15 protein-coding genes are annotated in these 18833 nt (G+C 70.4%); 2 read left to right on the forward strand and 13 right to left on the reverse strand.

What is annotated here, in order from left to right:
* Positions 1-38 precede the first annotated feature (38 nt).
* The 8 genes from nrdI to LUM46_RS19115 all read right to left on the reverse strand — a co-directional run bounded on the left by nrdI (position 39) and on the right by LUM46_RS19115 (position 9722).
* On the reverse strand, positions 39-473 hold the full coding sequence (gene nrdI / locus LUM46_RS19080; RefSeq protein ID WP_274996066.1) for a class Ib ribonucleoside-diphosphate reductase assembly flavoprotein NrdI: 435 nt from the start codon (positions 471-473) through the stop codon (positions 39-41).
* A gap of 35 nt (positions 474-508) precedes the next feature.
* Positions 509-751, reverse strand: a complete 243-nt coding sequence (gene nrdH, locus LUM46_RS19085; RefSeq protein ID WP_020017613.1) for a glutaredoxin-like protein NrdH — start codon at positions 749-751, stop codon at positions 509-511.
* Between the two features lie 401 nt (positions 752-1152).
* The gene (locus tag LUM46_RS19090) at positions 1153-2652 is read right to left on the reverse strand and encodes a serine hydrolase domain-containing protein (protein ID WP_274996070.1); all 1500 of its coding nucleotides are present in this window, start codon (positions 2650-2652) and stop codon (positions 1153-1155) included.
* Between the two features lie 132 nt (positions 2653-2784).
* Positions 2785-4221, reverse strand: a complete 1437-nt coding sequence (locus LUM46_RS19095; RefSeq protein WP_274996072.1) for a GH1 family beta-glucosidase — start codon at positions 4219-4221, stop codon at positions 2785-2787.
* Positions 4218-6485, reverse strand: coding sequence for an alpha-xylosidase (yicI, locus tag LUM46_RS19100; protein ID WP_274996074.1), 2268 nt, complete (start codon positions 6483-6485; stop codon positions 4218-4220). The genes LUM46_RS19095 and yicI overlap by 4 nt, the downstream gene beginning before the upstream one ends.
* Before the next feature lie 55 nt (positions 6486-6540).
* Complete coding sequence (locus LUM46_RS19105) at positions 6541-7437, reverse strand: carbohydrate ABC transporter permease (protein WP_274996076.1); 897 nt, start codon at positions 7435-7437, stop codon at positions 6541-6543.
* Between the two features lies 1 nt (position 7438).
* Positions 7439-8422, reverse strand: a complete 984-nt coding sequence (locus tag LUM46_RS19110) for a carbohydrate ABC transporter permease (RefSeq protein WP_274996079.1) — start codon at positions 8420-8422, stop codon at positions 7439-7441.
* On the reverse strand, positions 8415-9722 hold the full coding sequence (locus LUM46_RS19115) for an ABC transporter substrate-binding protein (RefSeq protein WP_274996080.1): 1308 nt from the start codon (positions 9720-9722) through the stop codon (positions 8415-8417). The genes LUM46_RS19110 and LUM46_RS19115 overlap by 8 nt, the downstream gene beginning before the upstream one ends.
* A 294-nt stretch (positions 9723-10016) precedes the next feature.
* On the opposite strand from LUM46_RS19115, the gene LUM46_RS19120 reads away from it, so the two are divergent.
* A complete protein-coding gene (locus LUM46_RS19120) occupies positions 10017-11033 on the forward strand; it encodes a LacI family DNA-binding transcriptional regulator (RefSeq protein WP_274996083.1) in 1017 nt (338 codons plus the stop codon).
* Positions 11034-11053: 20 nt separating this feature from the next.
* Here LUM46_RS19120 and LUM46_RS19125 read toward each other — a convergent pair whose 3' ends face one another.
* The 3 genes from LUM46_RS19125 to LUM46_RS19135 all read right to left on the reverse strand — a co-directional run bounded on the left by LUM46_RS19125 (position 11054) and on the right by LUM46_RS19135 (position 14726).
* Positions 11054-12037: a carbohydrate ABC transporter permease gene (locus LUM46_RS19125; protein ID WP_274996085.1), complete on the reverse strand. Its 984-nt coding sequence runs from the start codon at positions 12035-12037 to the stop codon at positions 11054-11056.
* Positions 12034-13002, reverse strand: coding sequence for an ABC transporter permease (locus LUM46_RS19130; protein WP_274996275.1), 969 nt, complete (start codon positions 13000-13002; stop codon positions 12034-12036). The genes LUM46_RS19125 and LUM46_RS19130 overlap by 4 nt, the downstream gene beginning before the upstream one ends.
* Positions 13003-13073: 71 nt before the next feature.
* Positions 13074-14726, reverse strand: a complete 1653-nt coding sequence (locus tag LUM46_RS19135; protein WP_274996087.1) for a type 2 periplasmic-binding domain-containing protein — start codon at positions 14724-14726, stop codon at positions 13074-13076.
* 281 nt (positions 14727-15007) lie between these two features.
* On the opposite strand from LUM46_RS19135, the gene LUM46_RS19140 reads away from it, so the two are divergent.
* Positions 15008-17425, forward strand: coding sequence for a glycoside hydrolase family 3 C-terminal domain-containing protein (locus tag LUM46_RS19140; protein WP_274996090.1), 2418 nt, complete (start codon positions 15008-15010; stop codon positions 17423-17425).
* Between the two features lie 21 nt (positions 17426-17446).
* Here the strand turns inward: LUM46_RS19140 and LUM46_RS19145 are convergent, their stop codons facing one another.
* The gene (locus LUM46_RS19145; protein ID WP_274996092.1) at positions 17447-17965 is read right to left on the reverse strand and encodes a GNAT family N-acetyltransferase; all 519 of its coding nucleotides are present in this window, start codon (positions 17963-17965) and stop codon (positions 17447-17449) included.
* Between the two features lie 176 nt (positions 17966-18141).
* Positions 18142-18762, reverse strand: a complete 621-nt coding sequence (locus LUM46_RS19150) for a ribonuclease FAU-1 family protein (RefSeq protein ID WP_274996094.1) — start codon at positions 18760-18762, stop codon at positions 18142-18144.
* Positions 18763-18833: the final 71 nt, after the last annotated feature.

An 18833-nucleotide genomic window follows, 5' to 3' on the forward strand; every position in this document is an offset into this window, starting at 1 on the left:
GATGCTCTCCAGGGGGATCTCGCTCAGGCCTTCACCGTTCAGGCGGAGAGGCTCAGTGGTTGTTGCTGCCAAAATCGTCCCAATCCGTTGCGGACGCGCGCGACGTCCTGCGCAGTTCCCAGTAGCTCGAAGGCGTACAGATACGGGACATCACACTTTGCGGAGATGATGTCGCCGGTGATGCAGTACGCAGCCCCGAAGTTGGTGTTCCCCGCAGCGATGACGCCGCGAATGAGCGACCGGTTGTGTTCGTCGTTGAGGAACTTCCTCACCTGCCGCGGGACGGCCCCACCCTCGTTGCCACCACCGTAGGTGGGGGCCAGGAGGACATAGGGCTCGTCCACGCGCAGGAATCCGTCGGCCGGGCGCAGCGGGATCCGGTGCACCGACATCCCCAGCTCCTCGAGACCAAGCTTCTCGACGAACCGGTGCGTGTTCTCTGACACGCTGGAGAAGTAGACGAGTGAACCCACGTCACGCCTCCTTGCCGACGTTGCGGTGTTGCAGGTCAGGCCGAGGCGGCCTGAAGCGCGGCGACCGCGCTGATCTGGTCGGGGCGAAAGCCCGACCAGTGGGTGTCGCCGGCCACGACGACCGGCGCCTGGAGGTACCCGAGACCGCGAACCATCTCGAGCGCCTCAGCGTCCTGGGTGATGTCGACGACCGTGTACTCGACACCCTTGCGATCCAGTGCCCGGTACGTCGCGTCGCACTGGACGCACGCCGGCTTGCTGTAGACCGTGACGCTCATGTCCGCCTCCTCTGACCTCGAAGGACACCCGTGAAGTTACGTTGGTGTGCTTTATTCGCGGGTCTGCGTCTCCCGCTGCCTCAAACACTACACCTGGTGGTCGCTGCTCGCCCAGCAACGACATGTTGTGGTTGGGGGCGACTGGCGCACTACACCGGAACCAACCGTGACGCTCATGGACCATGCTGCCACGAGCCTCTGACACTGCCAGGTAGGCCGCGCGCGCCGCATGCTGCCGCGGCCCGCGGGCCGCCCGCGCCGACCCCGGGAACCGGCACCTCACGCGCCTGCGGAGGCTCCCGGACAACGAAAAAAGTGATCTCAGGTAGCGGCGTGTCGCGACCGTTCGGCGTGTCCCGCGAGCCCGGATCAGGAGCGTGAGTCGGGTCACAACGGACCGCTCAGAGTGCGTGCCAGCCGACGCCGTCGTGCCCGCCCGGGATCTCCACCTCGGGGGCGTACGGGCTCCGGGTGAAGCAGAAGGTGCCGACGTCGAGCGCTACCACCCGGCCCTCCCGCTCCACGGGCCGGAACGTCTCGCCCTGCCAGTAGCCGGCGGTCACACCGACCCACGTCCCCGGCGTCCCCGGCACGAACTCGGTGGCCCGCCCGCCTGCGGCGCCGGCCAGCACGAGCCGGTCCCCCTCGGCGCGGAGCGTGAACGGCACCGGCCCCCAGTACCAGGTCCCGGTCAGCTCGGGGAGGCCCGCACCGACGCCTCCCCCGGCGCCCGGCTGCCCACCCGGCTGCCGTCCCTCCGCAAGGCCCTCCGAGGCGCCCTCAGTGACCTCCTCGGAGCCGTCCACGACCGGACCGCGCCCGACGCCAGCATGCCCGACGTCGGGGCGCACGCCCCGCAGGGCCGCGAGCAGCCCCGTCCCGTCCCCGAACCCACCGGTGCTCGATCCGATGACCGCGACGGCGTCGCCCGACCCGGCGTCGACCCGCAGGTCTGCCGTGAAGCCCGGCACGGAGCCGGAGTGGCCCACCGTGCGCACCGGTACGGGACCCTCCCCCGGCAGGTCGATCAGGTCCTTACGGACCCGGACGCCCAGGCCGTAGGTGCCGGTCCAGGCGACCCCGGGCTCGTCCACGACCACGCGAGGCGCGGTCATGAGCCTGCGCGCGGGGACCGGCAGCACGGCGTCGCCGACCGCGCCCAGCGTGTCGTGACAGGCCAGCCACATCCCGAACCGCACCAGGTCCGACGGCGTGGACCACAGCTCGCCGGCCGGGCCCATGGCCAGGTAGTCGGCGACGGGCTCGTCGTGGACGAGGTCGGCATGCGGGTGCACCGCGTAGCCGCGCACGTGCGGCCCCACCGGCACCCGCCCGGTGGCGGTCATACCGAGCGGAACCCACAGCTCGTCCCGCAGCACCTCGTCCCAGGACCGCCCGCGCGCCACCTCGACCAGCCGGCCCAGCACGGCGAAGCCCACGTTCGAGTAGTGGTACCGGGTGCCCGGCGCGACGAGCCGCGGCAGGTCCGAGGCGACGATCTGTTCCCAGGTCGATCCGCCGGCCCGCTCCCACCAGGCGCCCGCCGGCTCCGCGGGCAGGCCGCTGGTGTGGCTCAGGAGCTCGGCGAGCGTGGCGTCCACCGCGGGGGCGTCGGGCAGGTGGGCACCGATGGGGTCGTGCAGCGCCACCTTGCCCTCCTCGACGAGGCGCATGACCGCCACGGCGACCATCGGCTTGGTGATGGACCCGATGCGGAACGCGTGCTCCGGCGTCGGGCCGCCGTCGGTGCCCGCACCGGCCGGTGCGCCGACGGCACCGGCCCAGACCACGTCCCCACCACGGCCCGCGGCCGCGGACAGCGCGGGAGCCCGAGAGGCCTCACGCAGACCGGCGACCACGTCACCCAGCACCGCACCCAGCTCGTCGTCTGCTCCGCTCACGCCCTGAAGATACCGAAGCAGGCCCGAGAAGTCGGCAGGACGTCAGGAGGTCGGCAACCCGGGTTGCCGACCTCCTGACGTCCTGCCGACCATCCGGACGGCCCCCACCCGGAGACCCAGCCGGGCGTCCCGCTACGCCGGGGAGACGTCGTCCACCGACGGCAGGGTGCCCGTCGTGGCCAGACGCCGGTACCAGTGCGCCGAGTCCTTCCAGGTGCGCTCGAGGGTGTCGTAGTCGACCCGGATGATCCCGAACCGGCGGTCGTACCCGTACGCCCACTCGAAGTTGTCGAGCAGCGACCACGCGAAGTACCCGCGCACGTCCACGCCCTCGTCGCGGGCCCGGCCCAGTGCCTCGACGTGGTCGTGCAGGTAGGAGACACGCTCCACGTCGTGCACGCGGGCGACGCCGTCCTCGGTCACCACGGTGTCCTCGAAGGCTGCGCCGTTCTCGGTGACCATCAGCGGCTGGTCCGGGTAGGAGTCACGCAGCGAGACCAGCAGGTCCGTCAGACCCGCCGGCTCGATGTTCCAGCCCATCGCCGTGTACGGACCGGGTTGCGGCAGGAACTCGACGTCGTCCGCCGCGATCCAGGGGGTGCCGGCCGAGTCCTTGTGCCCGTCGGCCTGCTGCCGCTCGCCCTCGCCGGTGTAGTGCTTGACCCGCGCCGTCGAGTAGTAGTTCACGCCCAGCACGTCCAGCGGCTGCTTCGTGATCTCCAGGTCGCCGTCCTGCACGAACGACCAGTCGGTGACCGACGCCGTGTTCTCCAGGAGGTCGGCGGGGTACACGCCCTCCAGCACCGGTGCCAGGAACGCCCGGTTGGCCAGCGCGTCGACCTTGCGGACGGCGCCCTGGTCGGCCGAGGACGACGGGTCGTCCGGCCGGAAGACGTGCAGGTTCAGCGTGATCGAGGTCTTCGCGGCGTCACCGAGCACCTCGCGGATCTGCTGGACCGCGAGGCCGTGCGCCAGGTTCAGGTGGTGCACCGCCTGCAGCGCGGCCAAGGGCTCCGACCGGCCCGGTGCGTGGACGCCCGAGCCGTAGCCCAGGTACGCCGTGCACCACGGCTCGTTGAGCGTGGTCCAGACGTCGATGCGGTCGCCCAGCTCCTCGGCCATCCGCCGCGCGTACCGCGCGAAGGCGTAGGCCGTCTCGCGGTTGGTCCAGCCGCCGTCGTCCTCGAGCTCCTGCGGGAGGTCCCAGTGGTAGAGCGTCACCACGGGCTTGACGCCCGCCGCGATCAGCCCGTCCACGAGGTCGGAGTAGAACCGGATGCCCTCGGCGTTGAACTCCCCCGAACCGCCCGGCTGCACGCGCGACCACGAGATGGAGAACCGGTACGCGCCGAGCCCCAGGTTCTTGATGTGCTCGACGTCCTCCTGCCACCGGTGGAAGTGGTCGTCCGCGACGTCGCCCGTGTCACCGTTCAGCGTCTTGCCGGGCGTGTGCGAGAACGTGTCCCAGATGGACGGGCCGCGCCCGCCCTCGGTCGCACCGCCCTCGATCTGGTACGACGCCGTCGCCGACCCCCACAGGAAGTCCGCGGGGAAACTCCGTGCACTCACAGTGCCACCTCTCCCGGGCCGGTGGCCCGTACTGTCCGTCCTTCGTACTCGACGCCCCACTCGCCGGGGGCGTCATCGCTGGTCACCTGCACGACGCCGGACGCGTACCGCACGCGGAACGTCGCAGGGGCGCCGGTGCCGCCGGGAACCAGCACCTCTTCGTCGAACCCCTCGGGCAGACGAGTGCAGCGTAGCGTCACGCCCTCGGCCCAGGCGTAGTCGGGCCGGTCGTCGCGTGCCCCGACCGGCAGCACGGTGCCGGGCCGGACGAGGACAGGCAGGCTGTCGTACCCGTGCTCCTCAGCGGTCCAGCGCGGTCCGGTGACGGTCGGCGCGAGCCCGGGCGCGGTGACGTCGGGCAGGCGGGTCCACTCGCCCTCGGGGACGTAGTACTCGACCGCCGACTCGTGGAACACCGGGGCGACCAGCAGGGACGGCCCCAGCATGTACTGCGTGTCGACGGACGCCGCCGTCCGGTCCTCGGGGAACTGCAGCACCATCGGGCGCATGACGGGCAGGCCTTCGCCCGCGGCCGTCACGCCGAGCCCGCCGAGATACGGCATGAGCCGGAGCTTCAGCTTCGTGAACTTCCGGGTGACGTCGACCGCCTCGTCGTCGAACGCCCACGGCACTCGGTAGGAGCTCGAACCGTGCAGCCGGGAGTGCGAGGAGAGCAGGCCGAACGCCGCCCACCGCTTGAACACCGCAGGGTCGGGTGTGCCCTCGAACCCGCCGATGTCGTGGCTCCAGTAGCCGAACCCGGACAGCGACAGCGACAGGCCGCCGCGCAAGGACTCCGCCATGGAGACGAACGTGGACTCGCAGTCGCCGCCCCAGTGCACCGGGTAGGCCTGCGTGCCCGCGGTGGCGGACCGCGCGAAGACGACCGCCTCGCCGCGCCCGCGCTCCTCCTCGAGCAGCTCGAAGACCACCTTGTTGTACAGCGACGCGTAGTAGTTGTGCATGCGCTGCGGATCGGACCCGTCGTGCCAGACGACGTCGGTGGGGATGCGCTCGCCGAAGTCGGTCTTGAAGCTGTCCACGCCCTGGCGCAGGAGCACCCTGAGCTTGTCCTGGTACCAGGCGGTGGCCTCGGGGTTGGTGAAGTCGACCAGCGCCATGCCGGCCTGCCACTTGTCCCACTGCCACACGTCGCCCTCGGCCGTGGTGACCAGGTACCCCTTCTCCCGACCCTCGCTGAACAGGTGCGAGCGCTGGGCGATGTACGGGTTGATCCACACGCAGACCTTCAGGTCGCGCTCGTGCAGCCGGGCCAGCATGCCCTCGGGGTCCGGGAACGTGGCCGGGTCCCACACGAAGTCGCACCAGTGGAACTGCCGCATCCAGAAGCAGTCGAAGTGGAACACCGACAGCGGGATGTCCCGCTCGGCCATGCCGTCGATGAAGCTGTTGACGGTCTCCTCGTCGTAGTTCGTGGTGAACGACGTCGAGAGCCACAGCCCGTACGACCAGGCGGGAACGATCGCGGGGCGACCCGTGAGGGCCGTGTACCGCCGCAGGATCTCGGCGGGCGTGGGCCCGTGGATCACGTAGTACTGGAGCGACTGCCCCGGCACCGAGAACTGGGTGCGGCTGACGACCTCCGACCCCACCTCGAACGAGACCCGCTCGGGGTGGGCGACGAACACGCCGTAGCCCCGGTCGGTCAGGTAGAACGGCACGTTCTTGTACGCCTGCTCGCTCGCGGTGCCGCCGTCCTCGTTCCAGACGTCCACGCTCTGGCCGTTCTTCACGAACGCGCCGAACCGCTCGCCCAGCCCGTAGACGTGCTCGCCGACGCCGAGCGCCAGCTGCTCGTGCACGAAGTCGCCCTCGGGCGTGCTCGCGATCCCGACGCTCCGGTCCGCCGACGAGGTGAGCACCTCGCCGTCGGCCACGAAGTCGACGTGCCACGGGCCGTCGGTGCCGACGCGGGCCGTGAGGCCACCGGACGTGAGCTCGGCGGGGCCGGACTCGGGCACCACCACCTTGACCGCTCCCGGCTCCCGGTTGACCGCGAAGTGCGGGCCGGGGTCGCGGCGGCCCTGGTGGTGCTCGATGCGCACGCCGATGATGTCGTCGGCCGGAGCGTCGAACGTGACCGTCACGACCGGGCGGTTCAGGGTGTCACCGCGCTTGGTGATCGGCGCAGTGGGCGCGTACACGGTCAGGGTGTTGTCGCCGGCCTCGACGGAGTCGATGTCCCGGGGACGCAGCATCTCCACGCCGGGGCGCAGCTGCCAGTAGCCGTCAGTGAATCTCATGGCTGGGGCCTCACTCGTTTCTGTTCGGCGTAGGGGTCCGTTGTGGTGCGCCCGGTCACTTGACCGCCCCGGCGGTCACGCCCCGGGTCAGGGTGCGCTGGAAGATGAGGAAGAACACGACGGCGGGCACGAGGGAGACGAGCGAGCCCGCGTTGATCGTCGGCGCGTCCATCATCCGGTCGCCCTGCAGCGATGCCAGGGCGATGGGGATGGTCTGGGTGTCGTTGCTGGTCAGCATCACCAGCGGGATGAAGAACTCGTTCCAGGTCCAGATGAAGAAGAAGATCATCAGGACCGAGAGCGTCGGCCGCACGATCGGGAACACGACCTGCCAGAGGATGCGCCACCGGCTCGCGCCGTCGAGCGCCGCGGCCTCCAGCAGCGCCTTCGGGAACGTGCCCAGCACCGAGGACAGCAGATAGGTGCCGAACGCCGACTGGATGACGGTGAAGATGATGATCACCGACCACGGCGAGTTCGAGAGCCCCACCGCCTGCGCCATGGTGAACAGCGGGTAGATCAGGGCCTCCTGCGGCAGCATGTTCGCCAGCAGGAACAGCGCGATGATCCACAGCCGACCCTTCACCCGGCCGATGCCGATCGCGTAGGCGTTGAGCAGCGACAGCAGCGCGCCGAGCACGGCGACGACCGCGGAGATGAAGAACGAGTTCCACAGCTTCACCGGGAACTCGGTGCGCTCCCAGAACGCCACCACCCCGTCGAGGTACAGCCCGGACGGCCACGACAGCGGCCCGTTCGCCGCGTAGTCCTGCGGCGACTTGAACGCGTTCAGCAGCATGATCCCGAACGGTGCGAGGACCGCGACGCCCACGAGCACCGCGGCGGCCAGCACGAGCCAGCGGCCCGGGCCGCGGCGATAGCGGGAGTCGACGGCGGTGGTGCGCACCTGGGCCGGCGGCGAGGCCGGTCGCGCGTCTGTGGCGAGTGCCATGTCAGATCCCCTCCCTCTCACGTCGTTCGGCCCGGTTCTGCAGGCCGAGGATGACCACTGCCACGACGACGATCACGAGCGTGAGCACCGTGGCGATCGCGGACCCGTAGCCGACCTGGGACTTGTCGAAGAAGCTCAGGTACGAGTAGTAGCTCGGCACGAGCGTCGAGCTCTCCGGCCCGCCGCGGGTGAGCACGTAGATCGGTCCGAACACCTTGAGCGCCGCGACCGTGCAGGTCAGGGTCACGACGAAGATCTCGGGCCGGATCTGGGGCACCGTGATGGCCCGGAACCGGTCCCACCAGCCGGCGCCGTCGAGCTCGGCCGCCTCGTAGAGCTCCGGGTCCACGCGCTGCAGGGCGGCCATGAAGATGACCACCGGGTAGCCCATCTGGACCCAGATCAGCACGAGCATCACCGACGGCAGCGCTGTCGTGGGGTCACCGAGCCAGTTGGGCGGCGACTCGATGCCCACCCCGCGCAGGATCGCGTTGAGCGCGCCCGTCTGGGAGTTCAGGATCCAGTTCCACAGCACGCCCGCCACGGCGACGGGCAGGATCTGCGGCAGGTAGTAGGTGGCGCGCAGCACCGACGAGACCCGCGCACCGAACCGCCGGCCGAGGTAGTCGAACAGCACGGCGGCGAGCACGAGGCCCAGCAGCGTCGGCACCAGCACCATCGCGACGATCATCGCCAGCGAGTTGCCGAACGACGTCCAGAACTTGTCGTCGCCCAGCAGGTCCACGTAGTTGCCCAGGCCGTTCCAGCGCAGCGGCGCCATGCCGCCGCGCCACTTGAACAGGCTGAAGTACACGTTCGTCAGGAGCGGGTACCCGATCACCACGGCGAACGCGATCGCCCCTGGCAGCAGGTAGGGCAGGTACGCCACCCACTCCGCCCGACGACGGCGGCGCGGCGTACCACCCGGGGCTCGCGGGCCGTCAGCGGCCCGCGAGCGCCGTTCGGTGAGGGTGCTGTCAGCCATCGAGCAGGTCGGCCTTGCCCTCGTCGTACGAGCTCTGGAGACCGTCCAGCACCTCGTCCGGGGTCTTGGACCGGTTGACCAGGGACTGCAGCTCGCTGACGATCACGTCGTAGTAGCCGGCCACCGGCCAGTCCGGGTAGTACGCGAGGCCGTCCTCGTCGAGGATCGCCTGGAAGTTCTCCGTGAGCTCGCGCGTGCGCTCGTCCTCGATGACCGAGGCGTCGCCCGCGACGGGCAGGCCGCCCTCGACGGCGAGGATGTTCTGGACCTCGGGCCGGAGCGTGATGTCGATGAACTCCTCGGCGAGGCTCGGGGAGTCGGCGTTCGCGGGGACCACCCAGAGGTTGCCGGACGAGCCGGTGTGCAGGGTGTTGCCCGGGAAGTTGAACTGTCCCCAGTCGGCCTCGACCTCGGTCGCGAGACGGCCGAACCACCAGGATCCGCTGACCATGAGCGGGTAGGTGCCGTCGATGAACGAGACGCCCATGTCCTCGGCCGTCAGGGCCGCGGAGTCGGAGGCGATGTAGCCCTTCTCGATCCACTCGTCGAGCTTCTCCGTGGCCTGGGTCATCGCCTCGTTGTGGAAGTCGACGTCGTTGGCGAAGAGCTGGTAGTCGTCCACGAGGGCGCGGTCGCCGTAGGCGAGCACGAGCTCGTACCAGAGCTGGCCGAGCGGGTACTCGGCGCCGGCCTCGGCCAGCGGCGTGATGCCCTCCTTCTTGAAGGCGGCCAGGACGTCCTCGAACTCGTCGAGCGTGGTCGGCTCCTCGAGCCCGTGCTCGGCGAACATGTCCTTGTTGTAGTAGACGCCGACGAACTCGCCGTAGTTCGGCACCCCGTACCACTCGCCGGAACCCATGAGGCCCTGCTCGTCGTACGTCGCGGTGGTGGCCAGCGAGCCGGTCAGCTTCTCGTCCCAGCCGCGCTCGGTGGCGGCGTCGGTCAGCGGGGTGAGCAGGCCCTGCGCGGCGAGCTGGCCCGCCGTCGCGTTGCCCTTGTTGAACTCCATGACGTCGGGCACGTCGTTGCCCGTGAGCACGATCTTGGCGTTCTTCTGGATCTGCTCGAACGTCTGCTTCTCGACGTCGACCGTGACGTCGGGGTTCTCCTCCTCGAAGATCTCGATGGCCTCGGCCCAGGCCTTGCCCATCGCCGAGTCGTCGTTCTCGTAGTGCCAGATCGTCAGGGTGCTGTCATCGGTGTCGCCACCGCCGCCACCGCTCTGACCGGTGCAGCCGGTCAGGGCCAGGGCGCCGGCCATCGCGGCCGCTACGGCAGTCATGGTCCGCTGGTGCTTCATTGCATGTCTCCTTGATTCGCAGAGCCCGGTCACGGGCTCGGTGCTCGACGTCGGTGGGCTGCATTGCCACCCGCGACCCGACCTCTGCGTCACGATCGTCGAAGCGTTTCAACACGCTAACCCCAGTGCCCCGTAGGTGTCCAGTGCCGTCTTAGGACAATTGGGCTAGGCTTCTATCGAAGCGCTTACCTGGTATACGGCACACTGGTGTGCCCTGAGCCCCACGCGCACGACCTGCCACCGCACCGCGCACACTTCTAGGGCACACTGCGGTAACGATTCGAGAGGAGCACCGTGGCTACGATCGACGACGTCGCCAAGGCGGCGGGGGTCTCGACCTCCACCGTGTCCTACGTGCTGTCGGGCAAGCGGCCCATCTCCGCGCCGACACGAGCACGTGTCGAGCGCGCGATCGAGAAGCTCGGCTACCGGCCGCACGCCGGGGCGCGGGCGCTCGCCTCGTCCCGCACCAACGTCATAGCCCTCATGGCGCCCCTGCGCGTGGGGGTGAGCGTGCCCGTCATCATGCAGTTCGTCGCGGGTGTCGTGACGCGCGCGCGGGACTTCGACCACGACGTGCTGCTGCTGACCCAGGACGACGTGAGCGGCCTCGACCGGGTGACCAGCGGCTCCATGGTCGATGCCCTGGTCATGATGGACATCGAGGCGGACGACCCGCGGGTGCCCCTCGTCGCGGCCGCCAAGCAGCCCACGGTGCTCATCGGGCTGCCGCAGGACCCGGAAGGGCTGAGCTGCGTGGACCTCGACTTCGAGGCCGCCGGCCGGCTCGCGGTCCGGCACCTCGTGAAGGCCGGCCACACCGACGTCGCGCTCATCGGTTCCCCGCCCGAGGTGCTGCGACGGCACACGTCCTACGCCGAGCGGCTCATGCGCGGTCTGCGCGACCAGGCGAAGAGCTCGGGCGTGCGGGTCAAGGTGGAGGCGTGCGACTCCACGCCGTCGGGCGCCTCGGAGGCCGTGGACACGCTGCTGGCCACCGCCCCGGAGACCACGGGGATCATCGTGCACAACGAGGGTGCGCTCCCCCACGTGCTGGCCCGCCTCGCGGAGCGCGGAGCCGTGGTCGGCACCGACATGTCCGTGGTGGCGGTCTGCCCCACGGACGTCGCCCTCTCGCAGCGGATCCCCATGACCAGCATCGACCTGCCCGCCGAGGACATCGGCAAGGTGGCCGTGGACATGGTGATGACGCGCCTCGAGGGCGAGCAGCCGTCCGAGACGAGGCTGCTCGCCCCCGTGCTCACCGAGCGCGAGAGCTCGGCATACGGGCCCGCCGCCGTGCACGGCTGACGGCGGGCGCCCCTGGCGGCTCACCCCTTGATGGCCCCGAAGATCACGCCCTTCGTGAAGTGCCGCTGCACCATCGGGTACACCACGAGGATCGGGATGATCGCGAGCACCATGACCGCCATCTTCACGGGCAGGCCGGTCACCGCGCCGTCGTCGATGTCGACCTGGCCCACGCCGCTGCCCGGGAGCGTCACCCCCTGCAGCACGTAGGACCGCAGCACCAGCTGCAGCGGCCACTTCGCGTTGTCGTTGATGTAGAGCATCGCGTTGAAGAACGCGTTCCAGTAGCCGACGCCGTAGAACAGCGCGACGACCGCCACCACGGCCTTCGACATGGGCAGGACGATCTGGCCCAGGATGCGCCAGTCCCCCGCGCCGTCGATCCGGGCCGCGTCCGTGATGGAACGGTCGACGCCCATGAAGAACGCCCGCAGGATCAGCACGTTGAACGCACTGACCGCCCCCGGGAGGATGAGCGACCAGTAGCTGTCGATGAGCCCGAGGTTGCTCACCAGCAGATAGGTCGGGATCATCCCCGCACCGAAGAACATGGTGATGAGGAAGAGGAACAGCAACGGCCGGTGGGCGAAGGAGCCCGGCCGACTGAGCCCGTACGCCGCCAGCACGGACACCGTGGTGGAGAGCACGGTACCGACGACCGTGATCCCGATGCTCACGATGGTGGCCCGCGTGACGATCCCGCCGGACAGGATCTGGGTGTAGGCGGAGAGCGACAGGCCACCCGGCACGATGACCAGGCCCCCGGACCGGACGACGTCCGCCTGGGTGGAGAGGCTCGTGAGCACCACCGTGTACAGGGGGAACAGCACGGTCAGCACGATGAGCAGGAGCGCCACACCCTTGACGACGAGCCCCAGCGGGTTGGGGTCCTCCTCCCAGACCGGGCGGTTCTTGCCGCGCAGCAGGGCGCGGTACCGGTCGGAGCGGCGGTGCGGCAGCTTCCGCACCGGCTTCTCGGCGACTGTCTCGGATTCGATTCTCATGCGCGTTGATACACCCCCGCCTCGCCCACGAGGTGGGCGAGCTTGTTGGCTCCGAGGACCAGGGCGAGCGAGACCAGGCCCTTGACGAGCCCGGCGGCCGCCGCGAAGGCCCAGTCGCCGTTCACGACGCCCTGGTAGTAGACGAATGTGTCGAGCACCTCCGCGACATCGACCCCGACCGCGCCGCGCTGGAGGATGAGCTGCTCGAACCCGACGGTGAGCGAGTCGCCCAGCCGCAGGATCAGCAGCAGGATGATCACCGGCCGCATCGCCGGCAGCGTCACGTGCCACATCCGGCGCCACCGGCCCGCGCCGTCGACCACCGAGGCCTCGTAGAGCTGGGGGTCCACCGTCGCGAGCGCCGCGAGGAAGATGATGATCCCCCAGCCGGCGTCCTTCCAGACGGACTGCGCGGTGATGAGCAGCAGGAACGTGTCCGGGTTGGTCATCAGGTCGAAGCCCGTGTACCCCGCGTCGCGCATCCTGCTCGCGAGCACCCCGGCCCCGCCGAAGATCTGCTGGAAGATCGTCACGACGATCACCCAGGAGAAGAAGTGCGGCAGGTACACGATCGACTGGATCGTCGTGCGCAGGCCGGGTGTCAGGACGCTGTTCAGCAGCAGCGCCAGCACGATCGGCACCGGGAAGAAGAACACGAGCTGGAACGCGGTGATGACCAGCGTGTTCGCCACCGCGTCGAGGAACAGCGGGTTGGTGAACACGCGCTCGAAGTTGGCCCACCCTATGAAAGGGCTGTTCCGGATGCCGACGTACGGCGAGTAGTCCTGCCAGGCCACCACGTTGCCGGCCATGGGGACGTAGGCGAACACGGCCAGGAGCAGCACCGCCGGCGCCACCATGATCAGCAGGGAGCGGTCCCGCCGCATCCGCGTGGTCCAGGGGATCTTGCGGCGCGGCACGCCGCCGGCTCCGGGAGCCGACGGCGGTGGCGGTGTGCTCGCCATGCCCGCAGCGGTGCCCCCGGCGTCCGGGGCCCCGGTAGTGTCCTCGGTGCTCGCCGTGGAGCTCGCGACGCTCACTTCTTGTCCAGGATTTCCTGGTAGAAAGCGCGCAGCTCCTCACCGCCGGAGCTGCTCCACGTCGCCACCGCGTCGTCGAGGTCGGCCATGCTCTTGCGTCCGCGCGCGATGTCCTTCTCGAGGTCCTCGAACGGGGTCTTGAGCGAGGCGTACTGGGCGGGCTCGGTGATCTGCATGCCGTAGAACAGGTCCTCGACCAGGTACTGAGCGGCCTCGGCCTGCCAGGTGCAGAACGCCTCGACGAAACCGGGGTACTGCACCTTGGCGTTCACCACCGGCGGGTCCACCAGGAAGATGTAGGACTGCGCGACCTCCGTGGCGGCGCGGTCGGTCGGCACGGGCAGACCGTCCTCGTCGAGGGTGTAGTGCGTGCCCTCCACGCCGTAGTTGATGAGCTGGAACTCCTCGGTGCCGAAGGGCGCCGCCAGGAAGTCCGCGACGGCGAGCAGCTCCTCGATCCGCGCCGTGTCGTCGGTCTTCTTGAGGAACGAGAAGATGTTGACCGGGCTCCCCTTCCACAGCGCCGGCTCGCCGCCGTCGGCCGCGAAGAACGGGAACGGACGCTGGTCGTAGTCCGGGTTCGTCGCCTGCATCCGGCCCAGCGCCTCGTGCCAGCCGCCCACGCCGTCGGTGGTGATGAGGACGGCGCCGGACTCGAAGTTCGGCTTCGCCGCCTCGGGCCGGTCGGCCACGGCGTCCGGGTGCACGGCACCCGACTCGTACAGCTTGATCTGCCACTCCAGGGCAGCCCGGTACTCCTCGGTCTCGATGCGGTGGATCAGCTTGCCCGCGTCGTCCAGCTTCCAGCGGTCCGACGGCGGCACCGCGAACATGATGTTCGCCGCGACCCACATGTCGTTCGCGCCCCAGCGCTTCTTGCCCGGGTCGGTCACCTCCTTGGCCAGCTCGAGCAGCTCGTCGGCCGTCGTCGGCGCGGTGTCGATGCCCAGCTCGGCGAAGATGTCCGCCCGGTGGAAGATCGCGTTGTTGATGACGTCGCCGGGGAACGGCAGCGCGTAGAGCTTGTCGTTGAACACGCCGAACCGCCACGCGTCGGTCGGGAGGTTGGCGAGGTTCTTGTACTTCTTCACCTTGTCACCCGCCAGGAAGGGCGTGAGGTCCTGGAACAGGGCGTCGACGGCCTGGCCGAACCGCGGCGGGATGTTCCAGGTGGGCACGGACACCCAGTCGGGCACGTCCTTGGCGGACGCGAGCACGGCGGCGAGCTTGTCCCCGTAGGTGTTCCCGTCCGAGATCTGGAACTCGATGGTCGTCCCGATGGCCTCGTTCACGGCGTCGAAGTACTCGTTGCCCTGCGTGGACGGGATGGTGCTCCACAGCGGCGTCATGGCCGTGTAGGCGCCGCCGGCCCCGGGCGGGGTCTCGAAGGCGGTGACGAGCTCCTCGGGGATGCTGGCGTAGCCGGCGGTGGAGCCGTTGACGCTGGGGAAGTCCGGCTTCACGTACTCGATCGGCACGTAGCTGGGCAGGTTCGACGCGGTCACGGTCCCCGGTTCGACGGCGGGGCCACCACCGGAGGTGCTGCACCCGGTGAGCAGGGACGGAACGCCGATGACACCGGCGCCGACTGCGAGGAAACCAAGGAACGACCGACGGTCCAGCCGACCGGTCAGCAGAGGTGCTGTCATGGCATTTCACTCCTTTGTGGACAGCGAGGCACGTCAGTGTGCCCGGACCCGGCGAAGAGGAAGCGAATACGTCGAAGCGCTTCGACCTCCGTCGATGTCAGAACAGTAGGGCAAGGCCGCAAGAGGTGGCAATGACTTGTCCGGTTCTTTAACCCGATCGTGCTGTTCCGGCGTGACTGCCCAGTATCTGAGCCGTTCGCGTGGCGTATCCTCCACCGTGACCGCACCGGCGCGGCTGCGAAACGGCGAGCGTCGGATCATTGAACCGTTTCGAGGACAACGTGCCACACGAGACCAAGCCCCTCTTCCGTGACCCTACGGTCCCGCTCGCCGACCGGGCCCGTGACCTCCTGCAACGTCTCACACCCGACGAGCGCCTGGGCCTGCTGCACCAGCACCAGCCTCCGATCGAACGGCTGGGTCTCGCCGCCTTCCACACGGGCGCCGAAGCGCTGCACGGCGTCGCGTGGCTGGGCCGCGCGACGGTGCTGCCCCAGCCCGTCGGGCTCGGCGCCACCTGGGACACCGACCTGCTCCGCCGGCTCGGCGACCTGGTCGCCACCGAGCTGCGGGCCAAGCACGCCGAGGACCCGGCGGTCTCCCTGAACGTCTGGGCGCCCGTCGTGAACCCGCTGCGGCACCCTGCCTGGGGCCGGGGCGAGGAGGGCTACAGCGAGGAGCCACGGCTCGTGTCCCAGCTCGCCACCGCCTACTGCCGCGGCCTGCGGGGGGACCACCCGACGGTCTGGAAGACGGTGCCCGCCCTGAAGCACTTCCTCGGGTACGGCAACGAGACCGACCGCTCGGCGACGTCGTCCAACCTGTCCGAGCGCACCCTGCACGAGTACGAGCTGCCCGCCTACCGCGGCCCGATCGAGGCGGGGGTGGCGGGGGCGGTCATGCCTTCGTACAACCTGGTCAACGGGGTCCCGGCCCATACGTCCGGCGACCTCCTGGCCGAGCTGCGGTCGTGGGCCCCCGGGTCGGTGGCCGTCGTGTCCGACGCCGGCGCGCCCACGTTCCTGGTCTCCGTCCAGCGGGCCTTCGCCACCCACGTCGAGTCCCACGCGGCGGCGGTGCGCGCCGGCCTGGACTCGTTCACGGACAACGACGCGGACGCCTCCGTCACGCTGGACCGCCTCCGCGAGGCACTGGCTGCCGGCCTGCTGTCGCAGGACGACGTCGACGTCGCGGCCCTGCGCATGCTCGAGCTGCGGATCCGTACGGGCGAGCTCGACGGGGCGGCGGACCCGTACGCGGCCATCGGGCCCGAGGCCATCGACCTGCCCGAGCACCGCCTGCTGGCCCGCGAGGCAGCGGCGAAGTCCGTGGTGCTGCTGCACGACGACGGGACGCTGCCGCTCCGGGCGCCCGAGCGCATCGCTGTCGTCGGGCCGCTGGCCGACCGGGTGCTGACGGACTGGTACTCCGGCACCCCGCCGTATGCGGTCTCGCTGGCCCGTGCCGTCGCCGACCGGTACCCCGACGCCGTCGTGGAGGTCGCCGACGGGTCGGACCGGGTGGCCCTGCGCGCGGCGTCGACGGGTAGCTACGTGACGGTCGCCGCCGACGGCGAGGTGACCGTCTCGGCGTCCGGCGCGGGCCAGGAGACCCACCTCGACGTGACCGACTGGGGCGACGGGCTGCTCACCTTCGGCTCGGTGGCCTCGGGCCGCCTCCTGACGGGTGCGGGCTGGATCCTGCGGGCCGACGCCGAACGGGTCGGTGGCTGGGTGGTGCAGGAGTCGTTCCGGCGGCACCACCACGCCGACGGCACGTGGTCGTTGCACCACGTGGCGAGCGGACGATGGGTGCGGGTGCAGCGCGGCTCCGGCCTGCTGGCCGCCGACGGCACCCGCCTGGCGGACGCCGAGCGGTTCACGTGGCGCACGGTCGCCTCGGGGCAGGCGGAGGTCGCGCGGGCCGCGGCACGGGCGGACGTCGTGCTCGTGGCCGCCGGCAACGACCCCCACCTGGGCGGACGCGAGACCGAGGACCGGAACAGCCTCGAGCTCCCCGGCTCGATGGCCGAGATCTGGCGCGTCGCCAGCGAGGCCTGCCCGGCAGCCGTGCTGGTGCTCACGTCGTCGTACCCGTACGTGCTCGGACCGGGCCTGCCCGGCACCGAGGGCGCACGCGGCGCGCTCGTCTGGGCCTCGCACGGCGGGCAGGAGGCCGGGCACGGACTGGTCGACGTGCTGTCCGGGGACGCGGAGCCGTACGGACGGCTCGCGCAGACCTGGCCGGCGAGCGAGGCCCAGGCCGGCGACCTGTTCGACTACGACGTCGCCCGCCAGGGCGTCACCTACCGGCACCTGGCGGACGAGCCCGCCTACTGGTTCGGGCACGGGCTGAGCTACACGACCGTCGGGTACGAGGGCCTGCGACTGGTGCAGGACGGCGACACCACCGCGGTCGTCACCGTGCACAACTCCGGGGACCGGCCCGTGGACGAGCTCGTCGCCGTCCACGGGCTGTCGCCCGACCTGCCGGTACCCGCGGCGGCGCGGCAGCTGCTCGGGTACGCCCGCGTCCGGCTGGAGCCCGGCGCACGCGCCGAGGTCCCGGTCCCGCTGGACCTGGGCGCGCTCGCCGTCCGGCACGACGGCGCCATGGTGCTGCAGCCCGGCACCTACGGAGTCGCGACCGGGCCGTCGGCCGGAGACCTCCGGGTGCGGGCCGAGCTCACCGTCGACTGAGCCGGGCTCCTCGACCGCGGGCTACGAGAGCTCGCGGTCGAGGAGGGCGTAGATCACTTCGTTGGACCAGACGCCGTCGCGCAGGTCGTTCTCCAGGAGGTGCGCCTCGCGACGCATGCCGAGCCGCTCGGCCACGCGGACCGAGGCGGCGTTCTCCTCGTCGATCCGCGCGTACACCCGGTGGAAGCCGTACCGGGTGAAGGCGAGCTCCAGGGTGGCGCGGGCAGCCTCGGTCGCGAGGCCCCGCCCGCTCACGTCGGGGTGCAGCGCGTAGCCGAGCTCCGCCTGGCGCGGGCCCGGTGCCCACTTGAGCATCGCCTCCCCGGCGACGGCGCCGTCGACCTCGATCGCCAGCACCAGGACGTCACCCACCTCGTCGAACGGCGCGCTCGACCAGGTGCGGAGCTTCGTCTCGGCCGTCGGCAGGTCCCACGGGGGCTGGTACATGAACTGCACCACGTCGGGGCGCGAGCGCCAGCCGAGAAACGCCTCGGCGTCGTCGGCCACCACCGGGCGGAGGCTGAGGCGTTCGGTCGCCACGGGCCACTCGTGGACCGGCAGGGCGGTGCCGGGAGCGGGGCGGTCTACGGGATCGGGAACGGGCCTGGGGAGGGGCGGGGAAGAAGACACGGTCCGACCGTAACGCCCTGCAACCGCCATGCCACCGGGAATACCCCGCCGATGCCCGGGTGATATCACCGACGGCGCGTCGAGGCTCAGCGTGCCTCGAACGGCACGCTCGCCCAGCCGGCAGGGATCTCGCGGGGCTGCCACGCCGGGTCGGGCGTCCAGTCGGCCCAGGCCTTGTCCCACCAGAGCTCGCCGGCGTCGAGCAGGCGAGCGATCCGGTCGCCCTCGGCGCGGATCTGGTCCATACGGCCGGGGTAGCGCGCCGGTCCGGTCTCCTCGAACTCGGGGACGTCCTTGAACTCGTAGGTCTCGGCGTCGGCTCCCCACCAGACGTCCAGCTCGTGGTCGAGCGTGTCGAACCCGACGGGGGTGCGGCGGGGCGCGTCCTCGAGGTTGAAGTACCAGCCCTGGAAAGCACGTCCGGGGCCGGCCCAGAACAGGAAGAGGGAGTGCTCCACCCCGGCCCAGTGCAGCTCGAGCCGGCCGTGGCCGCGCCAGTGCGTGCTGCCCGAGAGCTTCCACGGATGCTCCCCCACCGGGAACACACCGGTCTCGGGGTACACCATCGGGGTGCCGCCAGGGGTGTAGGTGACGAGCAGGTCGCCGTCGTCCTGGACACACACCTGCGGGATCGCTATCCATGGTTCGCCCCGCATGATCTCGCGGCGCACTACCGTCTGGCCGGGCTGGAACACGGGAGCCGTCATGTCCGGCACGCTAACAGCGGCCGGTTACGCGGCGGCGACGACGACGTCAACTCGCGTGGCCGTTGCGCGCG

Source organism: Promicromonospora iranensis (assembly GCF_028994805.1).
Lineage (GTDB): Bacteria > Actinomycetota > Actinomycetes > Actinomycetales > Cellulomonadaceae > Promicromonospora > Promicromonospora iranensis.